General features: G+C 42.3%; 24 protein-coding genes. All 24 read right to left on the bottom strand.

Going from position 1 to position 25585, the window contains the following annotated elements; all coding sequences use genetic code 11:
• Positions 1–169 precede the first annotated feature (169 nt).
• The 24 genes from dapA to NSU11_RS08155 all read right to left on the bottom strand — a co-directional run bounded on the left by dapA (position 170) and on the right by NSU11_RS08155 (position 25214).
• A complete protein-coding gene (gene dapA, locus NSU11_RS08270) occupies positions 170–1036 on the bottom strand; it encodes a 4-hydroxy-tetrahydrodipicolinate synthase (RefSeq protein ID WP_024427012.1) in 867 nt (288 codons plus the stop codon).
• 30 nt (positions 1037–1066) lie between these two features.
• Entirely contained in the window at positions 1067–2281 is a 1215-nt protein-coding gene (gene dapG, locus NSU11_RS08265) for an aspartate kinase (protein WP_103132410.1), read from the bottom strand.
• Between the two features lie 92 nt (positions 2282–2373).
• Positions 2374–3393 (bottom strand): aspartate-semialdehyde dehydrogenase, encoded by a 1020-nt coding sequence (asd, locus tag NSU11_RS08260; protein ID WP_024427010.1) that lies wholly within the window; start codon positions 3391–3393, stop codon positions 2374–2376.
• A 139-nt stretch (positions 3394–3532) separates the two neighbouring features.
• Complete coding sequence (dpaB, locus tag NSU11_RS08255) at positions 3533–4126, bottom strand: dipicolinate synthase subunit B (protein WP_024427009.1); 594 nt, start codon at positions 4124–4126, stop codon at positions 3533–3535.
• The gene (gene dpaA, locus NSU11_RS08250; protein ID WP_024424129.1) at positions 4123–5025 is read right to left on the bottom strand and encodes a dipicolinic acid synthetase subunit A; all 903 of its coding nucleotides are present in this window, start codon (positions 5023–5025) and stop codon (positions 4123–4125) included. The genes dpaB and dpaA overlap by 4 nt, the downstream gene beginning before the upstream one ends.
• A gap of 125 nt (positions 5026–5150) precedes the next feature.
• Complete coding sequence (locus NSU11_RS08245) at positions 5151–5420, bottom strand: YlmC/YmxH family sporulation protein (RefSeq protein ID WP_073205208.1); 270 nt, start codon at positions 5418–5420, stop codon at positions 5151–5153.
• Positions 5421–5491: 71 nt separating this feature from the next.
• Positions 5492–6415: an aminoglycoside phosphotransferase family protein gene (locus NSU11_RS08240; RefSeq protein ID WP_122631381.1), complete on the bottom strand. Its 924-nt coding sequence runs from the start codon at positions 6413–6415 to the stop codon at positions 5492–5494.
• A 72-nt stretch (positions 6416–6487) separates the two neighbouring features.
• The gene (locus tag NSU11_RS08235) at positions 6488–7717 is read right to left on the bottom strand and encodes a pitrilysin family protein (protein WP_024424132.1); all 1230 of its coding nucleotides are present in this window, start codon (positions 7715–7717) and stop codon (positions 6488–6490) included.
• A 33-nt stretch (positions 7718–7750) separates the two neighbouring features.
• A complete protein-coding gene (locus tag NSU11_RS08230; protein ID WP_024424133.1) occupies positions 7751–8704 on the bottom strand; it encodes a polysaccharide deacetylase family protein in 954 nt (317 codons plus the stop codon).
• Positions 8705–8828: 124 nt separating this feature from the next.
• On the bottom strand, positions 8829–10946 hold the full coding sequence (pnp, locus tag NSU11_RS08225) for a polyribonucleotide nucleotidyltransferase (protein WP_024424134.1): 2118 nt from the start codon (positions 10944–10946) through the stop codon (positions 8829–8831).
• 181 nt (positions 10947–11127) lie between these two features.
• Positions 11128–11397, bottom strand: coding sequence for a 30S ribosomal protein S15 (rpsO, locus tag NSU11_RS08220; RefSeq protein WP_008354438.1), 270 nt, complete (start codon positions 11395–11397; stop codon positions 11128–11130).
• A 140-nt stretch (positions 11398–11537) separates the two neighbouring features.
• Positions 11538–12503: a bifunctional riboflavin kinase/FAD synthetase gene (gene ribF / locus NSU11_RS08215; RefSeq protein ID WP_024424135.1), complete on the bottom strand. Its 966-nt coding sequence runs from the start codon at positions 12501–12503 to the stop codon at positions 11538–11540.
• A 17-nt stretch (positions 12504–12520) separates the two neighbouring features.
• The gene (gene truB, locus NSU11_RS08210; RefSeq protein ID WP_024424136.1) at positions 12521–13450 is read right to left on the bottom strand and encodes a tRNA pseudouridine(55) synthase TruB; all 930 of its coding nucleotides are present in this window, start codon (positions 13448–13450) and stop codon (positions 12521–12523) included.
• Between the two features lie 68 nt (positions 13451–13518).
• The gene (gene rbfA, locus NSU11_RS08205; RefSeq protein WP_007499525.1) at positions 13519–13869 is read right to left on the bottom strand and encodes a 30S ribosome-binding factor RbfA; all 351 of its coding nucleotides are present in this window, start codon (positions 13867–13869) and stop codon (positions 13519–13521) included.
• Between the two features lie 17 nt (positions 13870–13886).
• Positions 13887–14165 carry a DUF503 domain-containing protein gene (locus NSU11_RS08200; protein WP_024424137.1) on the bottom strand — a complete coding sequence of 93 codons (279 nt, stop codon included), beginning with the start codon at positions 14163–14165 and terminating at the stop codon, positions 13887–13889.
• A complete protein-coding gene (infB, locus tag NSU11_RS08195) occupies positions 14162–16282 on the bottom strand; it encodes a translation initiation factor IF-2 (protein ID WP_025092597.1) in 2121 nt (706 codons plus the stop codon). Before infB ends, NSU11_RS08200 begins: the two co-directional genes overlap by 4 nt.
• A gap of 19 nt (positions 16283–16301) precedes the next feature.
• Positions 16302–16604, bottom strand: a complete 303-nt coding sequence (locus tag NSU11_RS08190) for a YlxQ family RNA-binding protein (protein WP_024424138.1) — start codon at positions 16602–16604, stop codon at positions 16302–16304.
• Complete coding sequence (locus NSU11_RS08185) at positions 16597–16881, bottom strand: YlxR family protein (RefSeq protein ID WP_024424139.1); 285 nt, start codon at positions 16879–16881, stop codon at positions 16597–16599. The genes NSU11_RS08190 and NSU11_RS08185 overlap by 8 nt, the downstream gene beginning before the upstream one ends.
• Positions 16882–16896: 15 nt before the next feature.
• The gene (gene nusA, locus NSU11_RS08180; protein ID WP_024424140.1) at positions 16897–18012 is read right to left on the bottom strand and encodes a transcription termination factor NusA; all 1116 of its coding nucleotides are present in this window, start codon (positions 18010–18012) and stop codon (positions 16897–16899) included.
• A gap of 32 nt (positions 18013–18044) precedes the next feature.
• Complete coding sequence (gene rimP / locus NSU11_RS08175) at positions 18045–18518, bottom strand: ribosome maturation factor RimP (RefSeq protein WP_003211398.1); 474 nt, start codon at positions 18516–18518, stop codon at positions 18045–18047.
• 238 nt (positions 18519–18756) lie between these two features.
• The gene (locus tag NSU11_RS08170; protein WP_342493875.1) at positions 18757–19890 is read right to left on the bottom strand and encodes a cellulase family glycosylhydrolase; all 1134 of its coding nucleotides are present in this window, start codon (positions 19888–19890) and stop codon (positions 18757–18759) included.
• A gap of 24 nt (positions 19891–19914) precedes the next feature.
• Positions 19915–21144, bottom strand: coding sequence for an endo-1,4-beta-xylanase (locus tag NSU11_RS08165; RefSeq protein WP_024424142.1), 1230 nt, complete (start codon positions 21142–21144; stop codon positions 19915–19917).
• 81 nt (positions 21145–21225) lie between these two features.
• Positions 21226–23331: a glycoside hydrolase family 48 protein gene (locus NSU11_RS08160; RefSeq protein WP_024424143.1), complete on the bottom strand. Its 2106-nt coding sequence runs from the start codon at positions 23329–23331 to the stop codon at positions 21226–21228.
• A 32-nt stretch (positions 23332–23363) separates the two neighbouring features.
• Positions 23364–25214 carry a glycoside hydrolase family 9 protein gene (locus tag NSU11_RS08155; protein ID WP_342493874.1) on the bottom strand — a complete coding sequence of 617 codons (1851 nt, stop codon included), beginning with the start codon at positions 25212–25214 and terminating at the stop codon, positions 23364–23366.
• Between the last annotated feature and the right edge of the window lie 371 nt (positions 25215–25585).

Here is a 25585-nt window from a genome sequence, read left to right as displayed (position 1 = left end):
TTCTTATCCTCCTAGTCTCAAGCCCGTCCATCATCGCTTAATGCTATTATAACTGAATCTAATTTTAGAAAACAAGATGAAGTCACATTTTAAGAAAGTGTTTATGTATAAAAAACGGTCATACTCAGGGACATCTGAGAATGACCGCTTACGAAATCTTTTGTTTTGATCAGCTGTTTAAAACGCTGCTTAAATCCAGTCTCTCTTCTTCTGACAAAGGCAAAAGCGGAAGACGAACAGATCCGACGTCTAGTCCTTTCAGCTGAAGGGCTGTTTTGACAGGCGTTGGATTTGGTGCTGAGAAAAGCTGTTTCATGATTGGAAGCAGCTTTTGATGGATCAATGCTGCATTCGCTGTTTGGCCTGAAGCATAGCTTTTCAGCATTTGCTGCATATCCAGTCCTACGATATGAGACGCAACAGAGACAACTCCTTTTGCACCAACAGATACAGCCGGAAGTGTTAAGCTGTCGTCCCCTGAATATACGTCGAAATCTTCTGGCGTCTCTGCAATGATTTTTGTCATAGCATCAAGATCGCCGCTTGCTTCTTTAATGGCAACAATGTTAGGTATTTGCGCAAGCTTAATCGTTGTTTCTGGTGCTAATGAAGCTGCCGTTCTTCCTGGTACATTGTAAAGCATGACAGGAAGAGATGTAGACTCGGCAATGGCTTTAAAGTGTGCATACATGCCTTCCTGTGATGGCTTGTTGTAATAAGGTACGACAAGCATCACTGCATCAACGCCCGCTTCTTCTGCTTTTTTTGTTAGTTTAATAGACGCATTTGTATTATTACTGCCTGTTCCTGCAATGATTTTACAACGACCATTTGCTAATTTGACCGATTGCTGAAAAAGAGCGACTTTTTCTTCATTCGATAAAGTTGGCGATTCGCCTGTTGTCCCTGCAACGACTAAGGAGTCACTGCCGTTTTTTAACAAGTAATCAATGAGAATTGATAGCTTTTGGAAATCGATGTTGCCCTTTTTATCAAAAGGTGTAATCATAGCTGTTGCGATATTTCCGAAATTCATTTTTTTCACCTCATCATGATTCAATCACATTTATCTTGAAAGTTCAAACACTTCATGCAGGGCATTGACAGCCGCTCTCATGTTTTCTTCGTTCACTAACACCCAAATGGTCGTATGACTGTCAGCCGATTGTAAAATCGGAATGTTTTGCTCGGATAGAGCTGTTACAATTTTAGATGTGACACCTGGTACACCCATAATGCCTGCGCCAACAGCTGATACTTTCGCACAATTTGTTGTCACAATTGGTGTATAGCCAAGATCTTTTAGGATCGACGTTGCCTTTTCAGTCATTGCACCTGTCACTGTATACACAATTTCACTCGGTGTGATGTTGAAGAAGTCGACACTGATTTGTGCGTTTGCCATTGCTTTGAAGACCTCTGTTTGTACGCTGTACTGACCTTCTTTTGCAGGGACTTTGATTTGTGTCACATCATTGACATGTGCAATACCCGTAATGAGGCGGTCATACGCATCATGGCTCATTTTATCTGAGTAGTGTGATGTAACGAGTGTGCCCTCATCATCAGAGTATGTTGATCGGACCCTCATTGGTACTTTTGCCTGCATCGCAATTTCGACAGCTCGCGGGTGAATGACTTTTGCCCCTTGATATGCAAGGTTGCAAATTTCCGTATATGTCACGACTCTCAGCGGTTTTGCATTTTCAACAATGCGGGGATCTGCTGTCATAACGCCTTCTACATCTGTAAAAATATCAATAAAGTCTGCCTGCAATGCAGCGCCTAAAGCAGCAGCGGACGTATCACTGCCACCTCGTCCGATTGTTGTCACGTCTCCATTTTTCGCGGCTCCCTGGAACCCAGCGACAACGACCACATCATGTTCAGAGAGTGCTGCCTCCAGACGTTCGCACTTCATGTCAATAATTTTCGCACTTGTATGCTCCTTATCTGTCACAAAGCCCGCCTGAGCTCCAGTCATCGCTACAGCCTTTAGACCGTTTTCATTCAGCATACTTGAAAACACAACAGCTGAGATATTCTCTCCGCAGGAAACAAGCAAGTCTTTTTCTCGATTTGTCATGTTCTGCGCGCTGCCGTAAAGCAGACCAAGCAGCGTATCTGTCGCATAGGGATCGCCTTTTCGTCCCATTGCAGAAACGACAACAACCGACTTATAGCCTTTCTCTTTTGCAGATAAGATATGTGCAAGTGCCCTTTTTCTACCTTGATCATCTTTGACAGATGTACCGCCAAATTTTTGGACAATTATTTTCACTGTTTTCACTCCAAGTTCATTCTGACGTAACAGAAGAGAGCAGGCGAAAGATGCCTAACTCTCTTCTGTTCGTCCTCATCATCCATTGAATGTTAAACTAATTTTAATGCTTTTAAGCTTTCTGCAATTTGAACTGAGTTCCATGCAGCGCCTTTAAGCAGGTTATCAGATACAATCCACATATGGAACCCGTTTGGACGGTCCAAATCTTTCCGAATGCGGCCGACAAATACGTCGTTTTTCCCAACAGCATCTGCAGGCATTGGATAAATTTGCTGAGACGGATCATCTTGCAGCGTAATTCCTGGTGCATCTTTTAGAATTGATTTGAGGTCTTCCACTGTTGCATCATTTGATTCTAGTTCGACGTAGACAGATTCTGAATGGCCTGTTTCAATTGGAAGCCTTACGCATGTTGCCGCTACTTCCAGCTCAGGCATATGCATGATTTTTTTCGTTTCGTTGATCATTTTCATTTCTTCGAATGTATAACCGTTGTCTTGGAATTTATCAATTTGCGGGATCGCATTAAATGCAATTTGATAAGGCATGACTTCTGGTGTTACATCCTCTTTATTTAAAATGGCTTGTGATTGGCTGTATAGTTCGTCAATGGCTTCATGTCCCGCACCTGATACTGCTTGATACGTAGAGACAATGACTTTTTTCATTCCATATGCCTGACGAAGCGGTTCTAATGCCGCTACCATTTGAATCGTTGAACAGTTAGGGTTTGCAATGATCCCTTGATGATCATGCAAATCTTTTTCGTTTACCTCTGGTACGACAAGAGGGATGTTTTCGTCCATACGAAAAGCACTTGTGTTGTCAACAACAATCGCACCTCGTTTGACTGCTTCAGGAGCCAGCGCTTTAGAAACATTTCCTCCAGCACTGAATAATGCGATGTTCACTCCTTCAAAGCTTTCAGGTGTTGCTTCCTGAACAGTGTACTCTTGACCTCTGAATGTCACTTTTGTTCCAGCAGAACGTTTTGAGGATAGTAGAGTAAGTGTATCCATTTCAAAATCTCTGTCAGCTAGTGTTTTTAACATTTGTTGACCGACAGCTCCAGTCGCTCCAACTACAGCTACATGCAATCCTCTTCCCATCAGTAAAACTCCTTCCGACCCATCCATGATTCTTTTCTTTCGGATGGCCATCCTATGACTTTTTACATTTTATTTTACCATAGAAAAGCAAGGCTTGAAGCATCTTTTTTGAATCTTTCATGATTTTCTAGTGAATCTATTATTCGTTTGGTCCAATTAAAATTGGCTGAATTTGTCTATGCTGGAGTGCCTCTTCTACTGTTTGAGATAGCAGATCCATGTTCGCGACCATAGAGGTCGGTTTTTTGAATGGATCATCCTGACCAAACGGAATAAAGAAAATATTCTTTGTCGACATCAGCCTCATCAGATTTGTACCATTTAAACCTAACGCATCATTTGTTGAGATACCTAAAACGACTGGTCGATGATTCCGTATGGTTGCTTTAGCAGCCATTAAAACAGGACTGTCTGTCATGGCATTTGCAAATTTCGCCATCGAGTTACCAGTTAAAGGAGCAATGACCATACAATCAAGCGGCAGCTTAGGTCCGAGCGGCTCTGCTTTCACGATTGAGTCAATCGCTTGAAATCCAGTCAGCTTCTCAATCCGCTCGATCCACTCGGCTCCATCTCCAAATCTCGTATTCGTGCTCTGCACCGTGTACGACACCACTGGACGCACCTCTGCGCCTTCTTTTACAAGCGCTTCGATTTGCGGAAAAACAGCTTCATACGTACAGTGGGAACCTGTTAAACCAAAGCCGATTCTTTTCCCTTTTAATGTTGTCATGATTCCATCCCCCTTTTTTCCTCCGCAAGTTCACATAAAAGCCCGGAAAGCACTTTTGCAATGATTTGTCCTGCTGTTTTTGGTGCAACAATCCCCGGGAGTCCTGGTGCAAGAAGTGCCTTCACTCCGTGCTTTTGTGCAAAGTCAAAGTCTGTTCCGCCTGGGCGTGAGGCGATATCCAAAATGAGTGTCTTTGGTGTCATGCTGACGATGACAGATGAATCTAATACAAGACTTGGAATGGTATTGATGATAATATCAACATCCGTTACTTCCTCTTTTAACTGGTCCATTGAAAATGGATTAAGCCCCATCTCAAATGCCCGCGCTAAATGCGCTGTGTCTGCCGCCCCTACTTTTACGTCTGCCCCTAGTGCCCGAAATGTGCGGGCAATGGTGAGTCCTGTTCTTCCAAGTCCGAGAACAGCGACATGAGACCCGTGAATCGTATAGTCCGTTTGCTGAATGGCCATCATGATAATTCCTTCAACTGTTGGAATAGAGTTATATATGGCAATATCATCTCGCTCAAACAGCTTCACAAGCTTCCGGTTCACCTGCTTTGCCAGATTGTCTAAGTACGTATTTGAAATACCTGAGTACAAGATACAATGGGCTGGGGTTCTTTCTAAATATTTAGCTTCCAGCAAGACCTGCTCGTTTGAAAAAACGGTAGCAACAGCGCCTTCATCCGTTGTCCCAGATACTGGCAGGATCATACTGTCTACTTGTTCGAATGGAAGTTCAGACATTTTCAGCTTTTCAGCACCGATAAATCCATGATCCAGCTGGTCAAATCCAACCAAAAATACTTTGGCATGCTGCTGTGACAACTTGCGAATAATTTCAAGCTGCCTTGCATCTCCCCCGATCACCGCAACCGTTAAACCGCTCAACATACTGACCGTTCACCTTCTTTATTTAAAAAAGTCTGTAATATTTTCTGAATCTCCCTTTCAGCATATGAGGAGAGGATTCAGCCTGTGAACGAAACAGAGAGAGAAAAGAAAAAGAGCACCCATTATTATGGGTGCTCTTTTTCTCCGTGCGGCTGAAGTTCTTCAGGCACATCGAGAATGATCATATCTGATCCTATTTTTTGAATGTGATTCCACGGGACGCGGATGTCATTTCCTTGTTTTCGAAAGCCAAACCACTTCACGGAAGGTATAATGAGTGCTGTAATTTGACCGTCCTGTTCATTGATTTCAAGGTCGGTTTGTCCAAGCACGCCAAGCCGCTCCGCTCTTTTAATATCGACGATCTCTTTTCCTGACAGTTCACTCAGCCTCAAAATCGCATCACTTCCCTTCCGTATCATATATGCAGCAAAAGGAAGAAATAGACCGTCCTGCTCTTTTCAAGTTATGTATGATGTGAGTTGGTATACCAAACAGGCTTAAGTTGATGAAAGCAATTATGATCTTTTAGCATTCTCTCCACTCGTTTCACCATGTCTTTTACATGTCCCGGATCATAGGAAAGCGACCAGATGATAGATGAAAAGCAGCTCATTGCTGTATAGATGGAAAAAAGAAGCCAAAAATCGTTTGTGGACTGCGTACTCACGTATTGATCCAGTTGTCCAGCTGAGAACGGAATGCTGCTTTCTCGACTAAATAAGGACAATTTATAAAAGTCATGAACCGGGTCGCCCCAGTCGGATTGATCGAAATCAATCACACCGGCATATTGATTACCTTGTATGATAATATTCCCTAAATGAAAATCATCATGCTGGAACTGGTTAGGCCTCTCTTTTACCGCATCAACATTCGACTTGATAAAATCTAATACAAACTGATCATTGGAAAACGTCACGCCACTTGATTGATAGGCATGTACATACCGTTCATGTTTTGCCATGACTTTCTCATCCCACGGACGAACATGAGAAGGTGCACGGCATGTATGCATCAAACTTAGCTCTCTGGCTGCCCGCCTCCCGATTTCATACTGCTCTTCATTTGTAAGTAGATGGATGGAGTCTCTAGCATTCTCGCCTTCGATAAAGGAGAAAATACGATAGGTACAGTTTAGTTCAGCGCTCATTCCAATCTCAATCACTTCAGAACAAAGAATCCCTCGATCTTTTAACTTCCGCTGAAATGATGCTTTTCTTTTATAGCGCGAATACGTTTGAATGTCTGATAACTTAAGCACCAGCTTTTCACTAGATGATATTGTAACCAAAAAGGTGCGATCTCCCGAAAAACCAGATGTCATGGCTTGGAAGGAAATAGCTTGTGTCAGAAGTGGAGAGAGCTGTTTCAGCTTTTCATGTTCCATGAAAGCAGAACCCCTTTCTTCTTTACCTACAATAAAACGGCAGACTTTTTTGAGTCTGCCGTGTTGTTTACATTATGATGGCTGATCACCCGTCGGACTAATAAGCGAAAGCGCATAATCTTCTGTAAAGATGCGTTTAGATAAGTTATTCACGCCATCTAATGTGACGCTGTTGATTTCATCAATAATTTCATCGAGTGTCCGATGTTTGCCAAGGAGCAGTTCATTTTTACCGTTTCGGCTCATTTTGCTGTTTGTGCTTTCAAGGCTGAGCATAAGGTTGCCTTTCATTTGCTCCTTAGAGTTCTCTAGTTCTTTCTGCGTGATTCCCTCACGCTTTAAGACGTCTAATGTTTGTAAGATGGTCTCAGAGAGCAGGTTTAGCTGCTTCGCTCCAGTCCCGCCGTAAATCGTCAGCATTCCATTATCTGCAAATGAACTGTGATAGCTGAAGACGGAATAAGCAAGTCCTTTGTCCTCTCTTACATCTTGGAATAATCGGCTGCTCATGCTTCCGCCAAGAACATTATTTAAGACGATTAAGTCATAGATGCCCTTATCTCCAGCTGGAAGGCCATTAAAGCCCAGGCATAGGTGCGCTTGTTCCGTTTCCTTTTTGCGTGTGAGCTTGTCATAATGAAATGTTGGAGCTTCTACAGGCTGCTTCTTCCCTTTTCCTTCATAAGAACCGAACAGCTTTTCAACCTCACGAATAAAGGTCTCATCTACGTTCCCTGCAACAGAGATCACGACGCGGTCCGGCGTATAGAATTCATCCATATATTTTCTAAGTGAGTCTCCGTTAAAGGTAGAGAGTGTTTCCTCTGTTCCTAAAATCGGATATCCTAATGAATGATCACCATAAATGGCTTTGCTTAATAAATCATGAACGATGTCATCAGGAGTATCCTCATACATTTTAATTTCTTCGTACACCACATTTTTTTCTTTTTTCAGCTCTTCTTCATCAAAAGCTGAGTGAAAGAACATGTCGCTTAATACATCGAGGGCGTAGCCAGCATGTGAATCAAGCACCTTCGCATAGTAGCAAGTGTATTCTTTTGATGTAAAGGCATTCACTTGACCACCAATGCGGTCAAAGGATTCTGCGATATCACGTGCAGATCTTGTCTTTGTCCCTTTAAAAAACATATGCTCTAAAAAGTGTGAGATCCCATTAATTTCAGGTGTCTCATGTCTAGAGCCTGTTCCAATCCAGACGCCAATTGCGACAGACCTTACAGTGGGATTGTTTTCGAGTACAATTCTTACTCCGTTTTGGCATGTATACGTTTTGACCAAGTTTTGCTCCTCCTATTCAACAAACAGATCGCATCACGGATGTCTTTTTTCACTTAGGAGGTCAGAAACCGTCCCTAATTCATATCCTCTTTCCTTGATTTGAGTGATAAGTGCGTCAAGACTTTTCGCTGTTGCATCTGTTGGATGCATTAATATCATCGCCCCATTGTGAATTTTCCCAAGCACCCGCTTTTGTAAAATAGCCGGGGATGGCTTTTGCCAGTCGATGGTGTCTACTGTCCACATAATGGTTTCCATGCCTTCTTGTTTGGCAAGCTTGACTGTTTCTTCTTTAAAGCTGCCGCTTGGAGGCGCAAACCATTTTGGTTTCTTCCCAAGGGATTCTTCAATTTGGCGATTTGTTTTCGTTATCTGCTCTAATGCTCGTTCTCTTGTCAGTGTGCGCATATCTGGGTGATTGTATGAATGATTTCCAATTTCATGACCATCTGCCACGATTTTTTTAGCAAGCTCTGTGCTTTTTTTCACCCATTTGCCTTCTAAGAAAAAGGTCGCCTTGACTTGATGCTTTTCCAGCGTCTTTAACATGTTGATTAAATGCTCGTCACCCCAAGCTACGTTGATGAGGAATGCATTCATTTTTTTATCTGGATGTCCCTTATAAATGGGCTCTGGACCAAGCTCATGTAAATGAATAGATGGTTTTGTTTCATTAAAAACAAGCAGCTTTTCATCGAATGACCCCTGTTTCTTCATTTTTTCATAAGAGGCATCGATATCAACTGTCTGTCCATTTAAGCCAGGCATCTTTTTCCACACTTTATCAATCTTAGCATTTTGCGCCTTTACTTCATAGTCAGAAGACTTCGATTCAATTTCCTGAAATAAAATATCTTTTGAAACAGATGCAACCTCGGCATGCTCTTTCATTGATTCAATATATGTAACAGCAGCCGGCTGCTTCATCGTTTGATATGACACGAGCAGTAAAAATACAAACACAATGAATGGTAACGTTTTTTTCAATGGTTGTCCCTCCCCTTTACCACAAATTATGACGGGGAGAAACAAGCTAGAACTATTGTTAGCGCAAGAAAAGAAAGAAGCCTGGCACGGATACCTGGCTTCTAACACATTTTATTTGATCTCATTAAGACTGCTTTTCTTCTTTTTCCTTTTCTTCACGTAAAACAGCTTTCCGAGAAAGGTTCACACGGCCTTGTTTATCGATTTCAGTGACTTTGACAAGTAATTCATCGCCAAGTTTCACGACATCTTCTACTTTGCCCACACGCTCAAGCGCAAGCTCAGAAATATGAACAAGTCCATCTTTTCCGCTGAAGATTTCAAGGAAGGCACCGAATTTTTCAATGCGTTTGACTTTACCTAAGTAAAGCTGTCCTACTTCAACTTCTCTCACAAGATCTTCAATGATTTTCTTCGCTTTTTGGTTCATATCTTCTTCTGTAGAAGATATGAAGATTGTACCATCTTGTTCAATATCGATTTTCACACCGGTATCTTCAATAATTTTATTGATTTGTTTACCGCTTGGTCCAATGACATCGCGAATTTTATCCGGATTGATTGTCATCGTTAAGATTTTAGGTGCATAACGAGACAATTCTCCTCTAGAAGCAGGAATCGTTGACAGCATGCTGTCTAAGATTTCCATTCTTCCTTTTTTCGCTTGTTGAAGAGCCTCTTCTAAGATGTCTTTTGACAAGCCATCGATTTTGATGTCCATTTGAAGGGCTGTGACACCTTTTGATGTACCTGCCACTTTAAAGTCCATATCTCCAAGTGCATCTTCCATTCCTTGAATGTCTGTCAGCACTGTGTAGTATTCCCCAGATTTCACAAGTCCCATTGCAATCCCTGCAACTGGTGCTTTAATTGGAACACCCGCATCCATCATCGCAAGTGTGCTTGCGCAAATACTTGCTTGTGAAGTAGATCCGTTAGATTCTAATACCTCTGAAACGAGGCGAACCGTATAAGGGAAATCTTTTTCGGATGGAATGACTGGTTCTAGTGCACGTTCACCTAGTGCACCATGTCCGATCTCACGACGGCCTGGACCGCGCATTGGACCTGTCTCACCAACACTGAATTGCGGGAAGTTGTAATGGTGCATGAAGCGTTTTGATTCTTCAACACCTAGACCATCAAGAATTTGCACATCGCCAAGTGCACCTAATGTACAAATACTGAGCGCCTGTGTTTGTCCTCTTGTAAATAGGCCTGAACCGTGCGTTCTTGGCAGAAGTCCTACTTCTGAAGAAAGTGGACGGATTTGATCTACGCCGCGTCCATCTGGACGTACTTTCTCTTCAGTGATCAGACGGCGAACTTCGTTTTTGACAAGCTTGTTTAATACATCTTTCGCTTGTTTAATCGTTGCTTCGTCACGTTCTTCTGCTTCAAACTTCTCAACTACAGCTTTTTTCACAGCACTGATCGCATCCTCACGCGCATGCTTCTCATGTACTTGAATCGCTTTCAGCAGGTCAGCTTCAGCAAGTGCTTTTACTTCGTCTGCTAACGTTTGATCTACTTCATATAAAGGAATATCGATTTTTTCTTTACCGACTGCCTTCACAATTTCTTCTTGGAATTCGATTAAGCGTTTAATCTCTTGGTGACCGTACATGATCGCTTCAAGCATTGTCTCTTCCGGTACTTCATCAGCACCAGCTTCTACCATGTTGATCGCATCTTTTGTTCCGGCAACCACAAGATTGATGTCACTTTGTTCAAGCTGCTCCACATTTGGGTTAATGATCAGCTTTCCATCCACTCGTCCTACTGTAACGCCGGCGATTGGTCCCTCAAATGGAATGTCAGACACACATAAAGCTAAAGATGAGCCAAACATTGCAGCCATTTCAGATGAACAATCTTGATCCACACTCATGACGATACTAATGACTTGTACTTCGTTTCTAAATCCATCTGCAAACAGCGGACGAATTGGTCTGTCAATTAAGCGGCTCGCAAGGATAGCCTTTTCACTTGGACGGCCTTCTCTTTTAATGAAGCCGCCAGGAATTTTACCTACTGCGTATAGTCTTTCTTCGTAGTTCACAGTGAGCGGGAAGAAATCAAGTGGTTTTGGTTCTTTAGAAGCTGTTGCTGAGCTAAGCACAGCCGTATCTCCGTAGCGTACGAGGACCGCTCCGTTTGCTTGCTTTGCAAGCTGGCCAGTTTCAACTGTCAGTTGACGTCCAGCCCAGTCTATGGTGAAGACATGTTTCTCTTGTCCCATTCTGAGAAAAACTCCTCTCTTATCGAAAAATTTTAGTTAGTTCTTATTATGAACAAAATGATTTTCACATATCAATGTGAAAGCTGTATGTAGAAGGGTTTTTGCCATTCTTTCAACATTTTAACCATAAAATATTAGTGATTATACGATAAAAAAGCGGGAATCCTCCCGCTTTTTACGATTATCGACGTAAGCCTAGTTTGTTAATTAACTCACGGTAACGAGTTACGTCTTTATTACGTAGATACGTAAGAAGATTACGACGTCTACCTACCATTTTCAAAAGACCGCGACGTGAGTGGTGATCTTTCTTATGAGTACGTAAATGCTCGTTCAAGTTGTTAATTGATTCTGTTAGGACAGCGATCTGAACTTCTGGAGATCCAGTATCAGATTCGTGTGTTTTGAACTCATTAATTAATTGCGTTTTACGCTCTTGAGTAATTGCCATCCTGTTTCACCTCCAAATCATGTTAGCCCCATCTACCTCGCAGCCGTCGGTGAAGTCGGCCTGCCAAGTAAGTGGTTTTAAAGCTACAGGAATAATCATACTAAAAATATGCTGAATTTGCAAATGGTAGAGCAGTTTTTCTATGATTTTTTTGTTTGCTTATGCTGATCTTGAAAAAACTGAATCGCTTCTTCTTTATCTTGACTGATTTGAGCCGTCAGCTCCTGGATTCCGTTAAATTTTCGTTCACTGCGAATGCGTTTGAACCATTGTAATTTAATCGGCTGGCCATATATTTCTTCGTTAAAATCAAAGAGGTTTACTTCAATGGCAGGCTGATCAGGACGTTTTTCATAAAATGTTGGTTTATAGCCGACATTACAAACACCGTCATATACTTTACCTTTTACTTCTGCTCTTACTGCATATACCCCTGTTGGCGGAATAATGTATTCAGCAGATAAGCCGACATTAGCTGTCGGAAACCCGATCGTCCGTCCGCGTTTGTCTCCATGGATGACAATACCGCGAAGCTGATAAGGTTTGCCTAAAAGCTCGCTCACATATTCAACATCCCCATTTTTTAATGCGGAACGGATGAGAGTGGAGCTGACTTTTCTGTCTTGATTGGACAGCTTAGGTACGATGGTTGCATTGATACGGCCCTTTCCGTATTCGTCGAACGTTTCCATTGTGCCTGCACCAAAACGGCCAAACGTAAAATCAAACCCCGCTACTGCGTGCTTCACATTCAATTCATCCAAATATTGATCCACAAACTCTTGAGGAGATAGAGCTGCAAAACTCTCGCTGAATTGTACGATGTATAAATAGTCAGCGCCCAGCTGTTCGATAAAATCAATTTTATCCTCAAGCGGTGTAATTAAGTCTTTTGGTTCCCGTGCCTTTTGCAAAACATGTGATGGATGCGGATGAAAGGTCATGACTGCTAAGGCCAATCCTTCTTTTTTCGCAATGCTTTTTGCTTTGTCAATGACTTTTTGATGCCCAAGGTGAACACCGTCAAAGTACCCTAAAGCCATGACAGACGGGACTTGATCCTTTTGATTCAATGTATGTGGGTGTGAAATATGTATAGTCTTCACGAGATGTCACCTTTTCTTTAAGATTGCTTGTCCTGAGATAAGATCTTCGCCGGCTTCATCAGGTTCTGTTTGGTCGGGTGCTTCATATAAATCGCCAGACAACGGCCTGAAGGAGCAAATACAGCGACACGATCCGACTCTGCGAAATGAGCAAATTCATCAGGCATTGGCAGGACTGCACCGTTTTCCACTTTACTTGCTAATGTATCATTTATCTCCCATTTCGGCAAATGATTGAGCGCACGCTCGATCGGGACAAGGTGCTCATCTACAGTTCCTTCCTCGCTTATATCTCGCAGCTCATCCAGCGTGATACATTCATCAAGTGTAAAATCACCAGACCCTGTACGAATGAGATGTGACATGTGGGCTGGAAACCCTAGTTTCTTCCCGATATCAACCGCTAAGGTCCTCACATATGTTCCCTTTGAACATAGAACGGTAAACCTAAATGACACGCTACCATCCTCATATGTGACAGGTGTAGTCCGCTCGATACGGTGAATAGTAATTTCTCGGCTCGGCCGCTCAATTTCAATGCCTTCTCTTGCATATTCATAGAGCTTTTTCCCGCCAATTTTCACAGCAGAAAACATGGGAGGAATTTGTTCAATGGTTCCTTCAAACTGCTTCAGCGCCTCATCAATTTCTTTTTCTGAGATCGGTTTTTCCACCTTTTTTTCTTCTACGATCTCACCTGTTTGGTCTTCTGTTGTTGTAGAAAAGCCAATCGTGATCTCCGCATCATACGTTTTCGATTTATCTGTTAAGTATTCTACAATCTTCGTTGCTCTTCCGATACAAATAGGGAGAACACCTGAAACCTCTGGGTCGAGGGTGCCTGTATGGCCGACTTTTTTTGTGTGCAAAATTTTTCTTACTTTAAACACACAGTCGTGTGAGGTCATGCCTCTTTCTTTATGTAATAAAAGAACACCATTTATCATCTGCGTTCTCTCCTTTCATAAACGATGAAAAAGGACAGACGATCATCGCCTATCCTTATTTCAACATCTTATTCGTGATCTTTTGTGTTTAATTCAGCAATCAGGCTTTCAATTCGATTTCCGTAATCTACAGATTCGTCGAATTCAAAGTGCAGTTCTGGTGTTTTGCGAAGTCTGATTCGATTGCCAATTTCAGAGCGGATGTACCCTTTTGCCTTTGCAAGACCTTTTAAGGTTTCCTCTCTTTTCTTCTCGTCGCCAAGAACTGAAATGTAGACTTTGGCAATTTGCAAATCACCGGATACTTCGACATCAGTTACAGTCAAAAAGCCGATTCTTGGATCTTTTAGCTTTCTGCCTAAGATGTCGCCCAATTCTTTTTTCATTTGCTCACCCACACGGGTTGCTCTCATACTCATGATCTTATCACCTCTAATTAAAACCACTCAGTTTTCGTGATCGTACGTTCAATTTCAGGAAAAGAATCGATAAAGCTTAATACACGCTGAAGCTCCTTTTCCACTTGAACCCGAGATGAGGAAATCACGGCGATTCCGATTGATGTACGCTGCCATGTATCCTGGTAATCCATTTCAGCAATGGTTACATTGAATTTATGACGCGTTCTTGTCAATATTCGCTGAAGAACCGCACGTTTTTCCTTCAGTGAGGATGCATCATAGATCATGCACTCACATTCGGTATAACCGATCATTTTCTTTCGATTTCTTGCATAACGAATGATTCCATGACATCACCTTCACGGATATCATTGTATTTCTTAATGGTAATACCACATTCATAGCCTTGTGAAACTTCTTTCACATCATCTTTAAATCGTTTTAACACGTCAACTTCGCCTTCAAAAATAACGACGCCGTCACGGATTAAGCGGATTCCGCTATCTCTTGTAATCGTTCCTTCAGTTACATAACCGCCAGCAATTGTACCGATTTTAGATACTTTGAACGTTTGACGAACTTCAACTTGACCGATGACTTTTTCTTCATATTCAGGGTCAAGCATCCCTTTCATCGCAGCTTCAATTTCATCGATGACTTTATAGATAATGCGGTGCAAGCGGATATCTACGTTCTCTGTTTCAGCTGTGCTCTTCGCATTTCCATCAGGACGTACGTTAAAGCCAATCACGATGGCATTAGAAGCACTTGCTAAAATGATGTCTGATTCTGTAATCGCTCCAACACCCGTATGGATGATTTTCACTTTTACGCCTTCGACTTCAATTTTTTGAAGAGCTGCTGTTAATGCTTCAGCAGAGCCTTGTACGTCTGCTTTGACGATCAAGTTGATATCTTTTACGTCACCTTGTTTGATTTGCTCAAATAGGTCGTCTAGAGATAATTTTGCTTTATCTGAACGCTGTTCATCCAGCTGTTTAGAAGCACGCGCCTCACCGACTTGACGAGCTGTTTTTTCATCTTTGAATACGAGGAACTGATCCCCTGCATTCGGTACATCGTTTAAACCAGTGATTTCAACAGGTGTAGATGGTCCTGCTGTTTTCACGCGGCGGCCAATGTCATTGACCATTGCACGTACACGGCCAAATGTATTTCCGACAACGATTGGGTCACCTACATGAAGTGTACCTGTTTGAACAAGGAGGGTTGCAACAGAACCTCTTCCTTTATCAAGCTCAGCCTCGATGACAGTCCCTTTTGCCGCACGATTAGGGTTGGCTTTCAGTTCTGCTACTTCGCTGACAAGAAGGATCATTTCGATCAATTCGTCAATGCCTTCACCTGTTTTCGCAGATAGTGGAACGAAAATGGTTTCGCCGCCCCAAGCTTCTGGTACAAGACCATGCTCAGTTAATTCCTGCATCACGCGGTCAGGGTTCGCTGTTGGTTTGTCAATTTTGTTAACAGCGACAATGATTGGCACTTCTGCCGCTTTCGCATGGTTAATCGCTTCAATTGTTTGAGGCATGACACCATCATCTGCTGCAACGACTAGAATTGTCGTATCCGTTACTTCGGCACCACGTGCACGCATCGTTGTAAATGCTGCGTGTCCAGGTGTATCAAGGAACGTAATTTTTTTGCCGTTTTCTTCAATTTGGTATGCACCGATATGCTGCGTGATTCCACCTGCTTCGCCTTCGACGACTTTTGTCTTACGAATGCTGTCAAGAAGAGTTGTTTTCCCGTGGTCAACGTGGCCCATGATCGTTACAACTGGAGGGCGTACTTGCATATCTTCTTCTTTATCTTCAACTTCATACTTTTCAAGTTCAGTTTCTTCTAAAATAATGACTTCCTCTACTGGAACACCATATTCAGAAGCGATTAATTCAACTGTATCTTTATCAAGTTCTTGGTTGATCGTTGCCATGACACCAAGCATCATCAGCTTTTTGATGATTTCAGCTGTTTCTTTTCCAAGCTCATCAGCCAGCTGGCCGACAGTCATTGAATTTGTAAATTCAATTTTTTCAGGAAGCTCTTTTTTAGGCTTCACAGGTCTAGCTTGCTGATGCTGCGGTTTGTTATTTCCACCGCGTTTATTTTTGTTTTTATTTTGGTTGTTGTTTTTTTTGTTTTTATTAAATTGATTATTCTGCACGTCATTCTTCTTTCTATCATTGTTTTTGTTAGATGATTGTTTTTTTTGTTCTGCGGGTTTCTCGTTAGCTGTCTCTTTTGCTTTGGCTTTTTTATAGATAGCGTCTAGCTTTTTCACAGTGTCGTCTTCAAGCGTCGCCATGTGGTTGTTCACTTCCACGTTCATATCCTTAAGCGCTGCTATAATATCTTTACTTGAAACATCTATGGCTTTTGCGTATTCATATACTCTCACTTTAGCCATTCGTTCACCCCCAAATAAATTAATCGAGCAAGCTTATGAGCTTCTTAGCGAAGCCTTGGTCAGTGACAGCGACAACTACGCGAGCTTCTTTCCCAATAGAACGTCCGAGAACGGAACGGTCTTCAACTTTTCTAACCGGAACATTATAAAATTTGCATTTGTCAGATACCTTTTTCTCTGTGTTAGATGAGGCATCTGCTGCAAGAAGAACCAGCTTAGCACGCGCATGTCTAATTTCTTTGATCACCAGATCTTCTCCTGACACGACTTTACGAGCTCGATTTGCTAGACCAAGCAAAGGATACCATTCAGATTCATTCATTAGGTTTTTTCACCTTTTCAGCTAGTTCTAGTAATTCTTCAAATATGTGTTCGTCAATCTGTGTCTGAAATTGCTGCTGTAAACTGCGTTTGTTCTTTGCCGCAAGAATGGTTTCTTTATCGAGAGAAAGGTAAGCTCCGCGTCCGTTCATTTTTCCGGTAGCGTCAACAGACACTTCTCCTTCTTTAGAACGAACAACACGGATCAGTTCTTTCTTTGGTTTCATTTCTCCCGTCACGACGCATTTTCTAAGCGGGATTTTTTTTCGGCTTTTCACCTTTAATATCACCTCTTATTCGTCAGATTCCTCAGCTACTGGTTCAGCCTCTAAGAAAAGAGATTCAGAGTCTTCAGTTCTTGGGAAAATACCGAGTTCCCTTGCATCTGTTTCGCTTTTAATGTCGATTTTCCAGCTAGTCAGCTTCGCTGCAAGGCGGGCATTTTGACCTCTTTTACCAATCGCTAATGACAGCTGATAATCAGGGACAATGACTGTTGTCGCCTTGTCTTCTTCATTCACAATGACATCAAGTACTTTTGATGGACTGAGCGCATTGGCAACAAATTCAACCGGGTCATTAGACCAATGGACAATGTCAATTTTTTCGCCTTTTAGCTCATTGACAATTGCTTGTACACGCTGGCCTTTTGGTCCAACACAGGAGCCAACTGGATCAACATCAGGATCATCTGTACGAACAGATATTTTAGAACGGTCCCCAGCTTCTCTAGCAACCGATTTAAGTTCTACAGTACCATCATAAATTTCTGGTACTTCAATTTCAAATAAACGCTTTAAAAGACCTGGATGTGTTCTAGACACATAAATTTGTGGTCCTTTTGTTGTTTTTTCTACTTTTGTAATGAACACTTTAATGCGGTCATGTGGTTTGTATTCTTCATTTGGCATTTGTTCATTGACAGGAAGAAGGGCTTCGATTTTGCCAAGTGACACGTAAATAAATTTACTGTCAATCCGCTGAACGATTCCCGTCATAATGTCTTCCTCGCGGTCGATGAACTCAGTGTAGATCACACCACGCTCTGCTTCTCTCACTCGCTGCGTCACAACTTGTTTCGCTGTCTGAGCTGCAATGCGTCCGAAGTCTTTTGGTGTGACTTCAATCTCAACGACGTCACCAACCATGTAATTCGGGTTAATATTGGCTGCATCATCTACAGAGATTTCAAGGCGAGAATCATACACTTCATCTACAACATCTTTTCTTGCGAACACACGAATCGTTCCCGTTTCGCGGTTTAAATCAACACGAACATTTTGTGCTTGATTAAAATTACGCTTATATGCAGAAATGAGTGCAGCTTCTATCGCTTCAATTATAATTTCTTTACTAATACCCTTCTCTTTCTCAAGAACAGTCAGGGCATCTAACAACTCACTACTCATTTTTATGGTTCCCCCTTATATCAATGAAAAGGTTAATTGAACGAAACTGCTAATCTTGCGTTAGCTATTTTTTCGTATGGAATATTGATCTCTTTCTTTCTTGTCTTGATCTTCACTGTCACTGTTGCAATCTCACCATCAAAGCTTGTAAGCTCACCTTCAAATGCTTTTTCACCATCAATTGGTTCATATGTTTTCATGAAAACATTTTTTCCAAGTGCTTTTTCAAAATCAGCTTTTTTCTTTAATGGGCGCTCCGCTCCAGGAGAGGACACTTCAAGAAAGTAGTTTTGGCTAATCGGATCTGCCTCATCAAGCTTTTCGCTCAAGGCTTCGCTCACTTTGGCACACTCTTCGATATCGACACCTTTATCAGAGTCAATAAACACGCGAAGGAACCAGTTTTGACCCTCTTTGACAAATTCAACATCAACGAGTTCAAGCTGTAAGCCATCTAAAATTGGCTGCACCATTTCGCTTACGACATCCACTACTTTTTTGCTCATTCTCTTCCTCCTTGTGCTTTCGATAAACGCTCTTATCAATCATTCTGCATAAAAACCCTGCTTTATGTGAGCAGGGGGAGCAGAAAACGGATGAATAATGTCGAGACAAAAATTGCCTGTTCAATACAAAAGAGCGGGTTTCCCCACTCTTGTCTCGGTAATCGTTAGCATTTCCATAAAAACTATACCATATCCAATTTTTTTATGCAAATGAAGTTCCTTATTCAGCAGGCATTCGTCATCGATTCTTTTCATTCATTCTTTTCGCATGTTCACTAATAAGTGCTGCCTCCCTGCTTCCTTTTATAATGCGGAAACCGTCATAATCCGGATAGAGCGAGTCATCGTCCTGAATGCTTGTTAAAATCCAAAATTGACTGCCAGCGCCTCCGAGCCGCTCTACCGCTGACAGCCAGCTCTGATATACGTCAGGACGAGCTGATTGATTTTGACAGCCAAACTCTTCTAGCACAACTGGCTTTCCGATTGACTTCCCGCGGGTGATATGGTCTTCGATCCATTTCACTCCCCAGGCAGCAGACTTGCTCCAGTGATCTGGGTACAGATGATAGGTTCCATAATCGATATTAGGAAGAGATGTTAAACGGTCCCAATCGACGCCTTCTCCTCCTCCGTAAAACCAATCTTCATGTCCTGGTATGCGAAAGAATCCTTCATCTCCTACTGCAACAAGATGGTGACGATCCAGCGATTTGATCCATGTACTCATTTCATCTGCCCATTTGACTAGTACATTTCCCGTTGGATCTGACTGCATCCGCGGCTCGTTGGCTAATTCCCAAGTCATAATAGCTGGATCGTCTTTATATTGAACACCTGTGTACGTATTGGTTCTTTCTAATACATAGCGCACATAATTTTTGTAAGCTTTTTGAATACGAGGATCTGTATAGAAGGCATCATGCGATCCTGCCCCGAACCACTTCACATATTGATTCATACCGCCAAAGTCATCCCAATTGTTCACTAGTGGGATCACAAGCTTTATTCCTTCCTGTCCTGCTTTATAAATCGCATAATCTAGTTTTTGAAAACCAGATTCTTCATAGACGCCTGGACTAGATTGTAAGACTGAGTTTTCTTGAGGAGCCCCGTCGTGAAAGCCCCAAATCCGTATGACCTTTAAATTCATTGCTTTCATATCATCGAACACAGCATCTACCATTTTTTTAGATTTGTAATGGAAATAGTAATTATTTGTGCCGGCGAAGTAAAATGGTTGATTGTTCAGCGTAAATTGTGTACCAGACGTCTGCACATAAGCGGCAGCCTTCATCGTAAGCGAAAACCAGCCAGACCATATAGCGGCTATAAGTATGAAGCAAGACACTCTTTGAGCCCAATTTTTCATTTACATTCTCCTCACAATCTATCTCTATCCTTCTTGAGGCAGGATCACGTTTAGTTGATACGGTGTTTGTTCATTTGAATCAAGTTCAATCGTCTGCTGTTTGAGCATTTTATTTTCTTTACCGATTCGAATCTCATATGTTCCGTGAAATGCTGGACATTTCACATGGCCATTAGCATCTGTTTTTTCAACTCTTTGCGTCGTCCACTCGTTTAGAAGCTTTTCATAACGTCGTCCTGCTTCATTTAAAGACCAATCATAATTCACGATGGCTGCATGTTCACCTCTCCAATGGGCACCTGCCCAAAATCCCCACATCAGCACTCCTTTTACGGCTGGATGACTAAATGCGACGCGATATAAAGCTTCCAGGTTATCCGCTCTTCTATTAGGGTCAGGGTGAACAGAATCGTACTCTGTGACCCATATTGGAAGACCAAGCTCAGCCAGCACATCGAGCCTCTCTTTGACAATGACTGGATCGACCCGTTCTTCAAAATGGCCTTGAACCCCAATCGCCTCAATAGGTGCGCCTAACTGACGCAGTTCATTGATATGGGCTTTATAGGCATGGTGTTCACCATAAGAGATCACATTATAATCATTCACAAACAATAGTGCTTGAGGGTCAATTTTTTTCGTTTCTTCATACATCCACTTCCAAATATTTTTCCCAAAGCGATCTTTAAAAAATGAACCATGCATCATTTCATTGTTTACATCCCAATGCCGGAACCTTCCCTTAAAGTGATTGCCCGCATGCTCAAGCCGTTTTTTCATGGCTTCATATACTTCGTGATTCGGCAGTGACCTCAGCCAGCTTGGATTCGCATCCTCTACCTCCCAAAATAAAGCGTGCCCCCTCACTGGAAGCTGATGTCGATCTGCAAAATTCAGCATCGCATCTGCTTTTTCGTAGGTGATTTTCCCTCTTTCTGGCTCATTCGCATACCATTTTGCTTCATTTTCAAAAACAGCCCAATTAAAATGCTTCACGAAAAAATCAGCATATTGTTGATTAAATAACACTTGATCATTCATCGCTGAACCAAAGGCGAATTCATGTCTGATTTGCTTTATTTCAACCTCTATTCCTGCTATTGGCTTTTTTTCGCCGTTTGTCACGTTGATCACAAGATCTCTTTGTCTATGCTCTGAGATTCGATCATCCGCCTCTTTTTTCCACATCAGATTTTCCTGCCCATTTTCGCCTCTATTGAAGGAATGATGAAGAAAGCTTCTTTCTTTGACCATGTGAAATCACCCTTATCTTCATTGGATTAATATTACCTATTCAAACTGCCGGCCAGAAGCCGGCAGCTTGCTTTTAACCTCTTAGTTGAACAGACGATGGTATTCAGCATAGGCAGTGGCCATATCCACTTGAGACCAGAAGCGGTGATAAGTGAAAACTGGTGCGCCATTCTCCCATTTGCCTGTAGCTTCATTAAATGAAGACTGATATTTACTTTCGAGTGAAGACCATGCTGGATCTTGTTTAATCTTCGGACGAAGATCAGCAAAACTCGTATAGACCCCATTCCCTCCTCGCTGCGGGTCAGAAGGAATGGTGCTGGCTCCAGGAATTTGATTTCCTTGACCAAATGTCCCGTTCCATCCATTTGGGAAATACACTTCTTTTCTAAAGAAACGGTCATAGTCTTCTCTATCTTCCTCTGTCACTATGCCGACGCCATCATTGTAATTCCATGCAACCTCTAGGAGCTGCGCGGCTGCATCTTTCGCTCTTGCACCAAGCGCTGTATAATCACCTGTTTCCTGCTTTGTGGCTGCAGCAAAGAATATCAAAGCTTTGGCTAGACTTCCTAATACGCCTGTATCCTGAGTCGGATCTTTAGTTACAGCTGTTAAATTTGGATTTCCTGTTGCAGACTGGAACCCATTCCAAGTATCAGGCTGTCCGCTCCAAGCAATATTTCCAGGAAGCCAAAACTCTCCAGGCGCACTTGTTGTAGCAACCGAAACATTCGTTCCTCCTAGAATTCTCTGTCCTTGCTCATCTAAGAAATAACCCTCTTCATCTGACACAGGACGGCTGCCGATAAAAATGTAATCTAAGGCATAGCTGACCCATTTTGTTATGACAGATTTGGCCATTTGGACATTTTCAGATGTTTTATCGCCATCTTTTACAAAAATATAATAAAGCTCTGCTACGCGCTCCATTGGCCACGCCTGCATTCCAAACCAGTTATTTGAAGGCGGGTCAAGGTAAACAGGTGCATCTTCATATGCCATATCATAAAAAGTACTTCTTCCTGCTGGATAAGCGCTATAGTCTCCATTCCAGCTATTGGTTGCGCCTCCTGCTATGGCTCCTTCTTTCGATTGAAGCCATACGTAAAATTCAAGCTGTCTCTTTAAAGTTTTTTCCCAATCGCTTGCCCCGGTAGCAGAAGATGGCTTTAAGCCTCCTTTATCTGAGGATAAAGCATAAGCAGCGACAGGATTTTGATATCCTTGATGACAATGGCTCGCTCCGATACGCCATGACCAGTTTGCATACTCTCCAAGTCCTCCGCCCCAAGAGGTATACCATGCCATTAAGTAATGACAGGCGCCCTTTCCGTTTCCAGGATACGGATTCCCCTGCTTCCCGCTTCCAATCGTTTGAAAATATTTATCGTACATGCCGTAACGGAGGAAATCCCCCATTTTTTTCGCTTTATCAAGATAAGCTGACCGATTATAGCCGAGCTCCTTTGCCCAATACATCGCTTGTATCGCGCGCGCATCAGCATCCGTTGCATTCGTATAGCGCCACTGGGCAGCTGGAGCTTGATTTTCTTTTGTGAACAAACTCATAAAGCCTTCATTCGGCTTACCAAAAGATTTATCGTCCTGTGATGGATGAGGGATGGACTCCCATACAGATTCTTGCGGACCACGCTGGAATGTGTTCACATAGGCGGCTTTATGTGATGGGTTGAGCAAGTTGCCATAGCCATACCAGTTATCTACGTCAAGGAGCCAGTGCATTAAATACGTTTCATTCGTCCCATAGGTTGATTTCAATTCACTATCAATTGGATCTTGACCAGCAGGACGAGCACCGGTCAGCTGGCTTGGGTATTGATCCGGAAATGGTTTCTCTGCTGCGTATGTGGCTGGGCTGGACGGATTGTAAGCGTTCATATGCGGCTGCTCATCATTTCCATCTTCATTGACTGGGATGATGTACTTCTCCATATTGTCCCAAGCTGCCTCTAATTTGCTCCAGTCCCCTGTGTAATGTCCGTACAGCACCTCAAGCCACAGCCAATAGCTATATGCTTCTGAAGTTGTCATATGCCCGTAATCAGGTGCTTCGCAAATGAGTGTCTCGATTGAATGATACGGAATTCCTTCTGGTGAAAAATATCCATTCGCATCGCTTTTAATTTGATGATAAAGCGTTAAAAACCGTTCTTTGTTTGACAAGTCCTTCACCCTTTCAATAAAATCGTTGATTTTTATTTATCTGGAAGTGTGCCAAATACTAAAACACCATCTTCAAAGACAGGAATCTTTGTTGTTTTTTGCATATTGGATGTTAATCCTTGATAGGAATAATCATTTGAGGCATCCCATATATTCGATCCATTTGGAGCAGATAATCGAAATTGTATTTCCTTCTTATGCTCAGATTCTCCTCTAGGAGAAATGGCTACGCCTGTAAAATCGATTTCTGCAAAATAGACGCGGCTTGATGCGTCATATACTTTTAAAGGCGATAAGGAAGCGCCTTCATTGTAGGCTGCTGTCACTTGAATATCCTTTTCAGTGAATCCCTTTGCAAAAACCTCGCTCAGATTGACGTAATATCTAAAAGATAGTGTTTGACTGCTTCTTGCCGGCCAGCCGGACCTGTTGTACAACACTGCTTTCACTTGAGTAGATGTTGTATCATTATGCATCACAGCTGCCTCTACAAAAAACTCATCCTCCACTTGTTCTTTAGGCGGGAAATTTGGCAGCTTTGATTGCCCTTCACCAAACAGCTGCACCATTTTGGCGATATTTCCAGTAAAGGCGGCATTATAATCGGTCGCCACCTCGTTAGATATATAATCAGAGATGTCATCATCATATTGATCCTGTGCATTAGGACCCCCTACAAGCGCTCCATAAAGAGTGTGCCGGTGAGATGGAGGATTTGTCAGCTGGTTAGACCATGAGCCATGTGCAGTACGGTGGTGCGGGTGCTTCGGCGGATTTTGGCCAAACCCAACGACGTAGCTTCTATTCAGTGGATTATCACCTAACATATAGTGGGTTTGCTTAATCGCAAACGATTGGTATCGATTTTTCTTTTCTTGATCAGATACCCAATCAGCATAGACAAAGGCTAAAAATGCTGCATTGGCGGCATAACGAAGTGAACCCCATTGATCCAGCCATGCCAAGCCGCCAGGCGTATAGGTGATTCTTTCTACTTTTCCATTTTGAACAAGACCTGTGGTCCAGTAATCAAGATTGCGCTCTGTCGATTCTATAAATCTGTTTTCTTTCGTGATTCTTGCTAGTAAGATTTGTGAAGCAAAAAAAGTATTGTCCCATGACATGGTAAACGTATAATCCCAATCCTTCGGCCATTCTTCTACCGCTTTTAATGCTTTGTTTAAATAGGTTTCTTCATTTGTCGCCAAGTACAGCCAGATTCCACCCCAAATAAGTTCGTCAACATAGCCGCTCCAGGAGTTGTAAAATGGCTGCGCATTGGTGACACAATCTGTATATTTGCCGCGATACCTGTCAGCAAATGCATATAGCTGTTTGGCGTGTGTTAAAAGCTTTGCTGCATAGGACGCATCTGTTTCTTTAAAAATGATAGAACCTGCTGCTAAAGCCGCCGCAGTTTGTGCAGCTACTTCTGTGCCAGGACAATGTTCATCAATTTTAAAAGCCGGCCGGTTCATCGGCATCACTTCTGCTGGTCCCCACCAAGCATGATCGGCGTTTCCATCACCTACTTGCGCCCAAAATTCATTCGGTCCTGTATGTGCTTTCAAAAAATAATCTGTTGCCCACTTGATTTGATCTAAGATCTCATCAAGCAATTCTGCTTCTTCATAAGCTTCCCGGTATTCATATACTGTCCATGCAAGCACGGCTGCTGAGTAAGCCATCGGAAGTCCAAATTTCACATGATCTCCTGCATCATACCAGCCGCCAGTTAAGTCATGCCCAACATCCTTCCCGTCCTCTAGTCCAGAATCTCCCCGCCAGTTAAGGCGATTACTTTCCGGAAGCCGGCCTGACCGCTGCGCTTCATAAAACAGCATGGATTTTTGTAATACCTCTACATAGTTGTAAGATGCCATTATTCTATTGCTCACCCCTTCTTTTTAGTGAAACATTTGATCAATAGACGAACCGCCTCCTTTTTATATTTCGTTTCGTGATCTGTACAGTTTTGAAAAGAATCAAATAGGTTTCAAAAATAAGCATAGTAAACAGCAATCAGCTTTACGCTCATCGAAGGTTTTCTCTTGATTCTCCTTCTGACTGTACCCAGAATGATCATATGTCGCTTAAGAACATTTCAGACGGCGAAATTCTCTTTTGAGCTCTATTTGGGTAGAAAGAATGACATACAATCTCTTCTCTTAAAACATCACGCTAAATCAAGATATATGAAGGAATAAGAAAATAATTCCAATTGATAAGAAATCTTTATTAGTTAACATAATAT

Origin of the sequence: Bacillus sp. FSL R5-0712 (assembly GCF_038593285.1) — a bacterium.
Taxonomy (GTDB): Bacteria; Bacillota; Bacilli; order Bacillales; family Bacillaceae; genus Bacillus; species Bacillus safensis.
The sequence above is the reverse complement of the archived record's forward strand: the minus strand, read 5'-3'. Positions and strand labels throughout refer to the sequence as shown.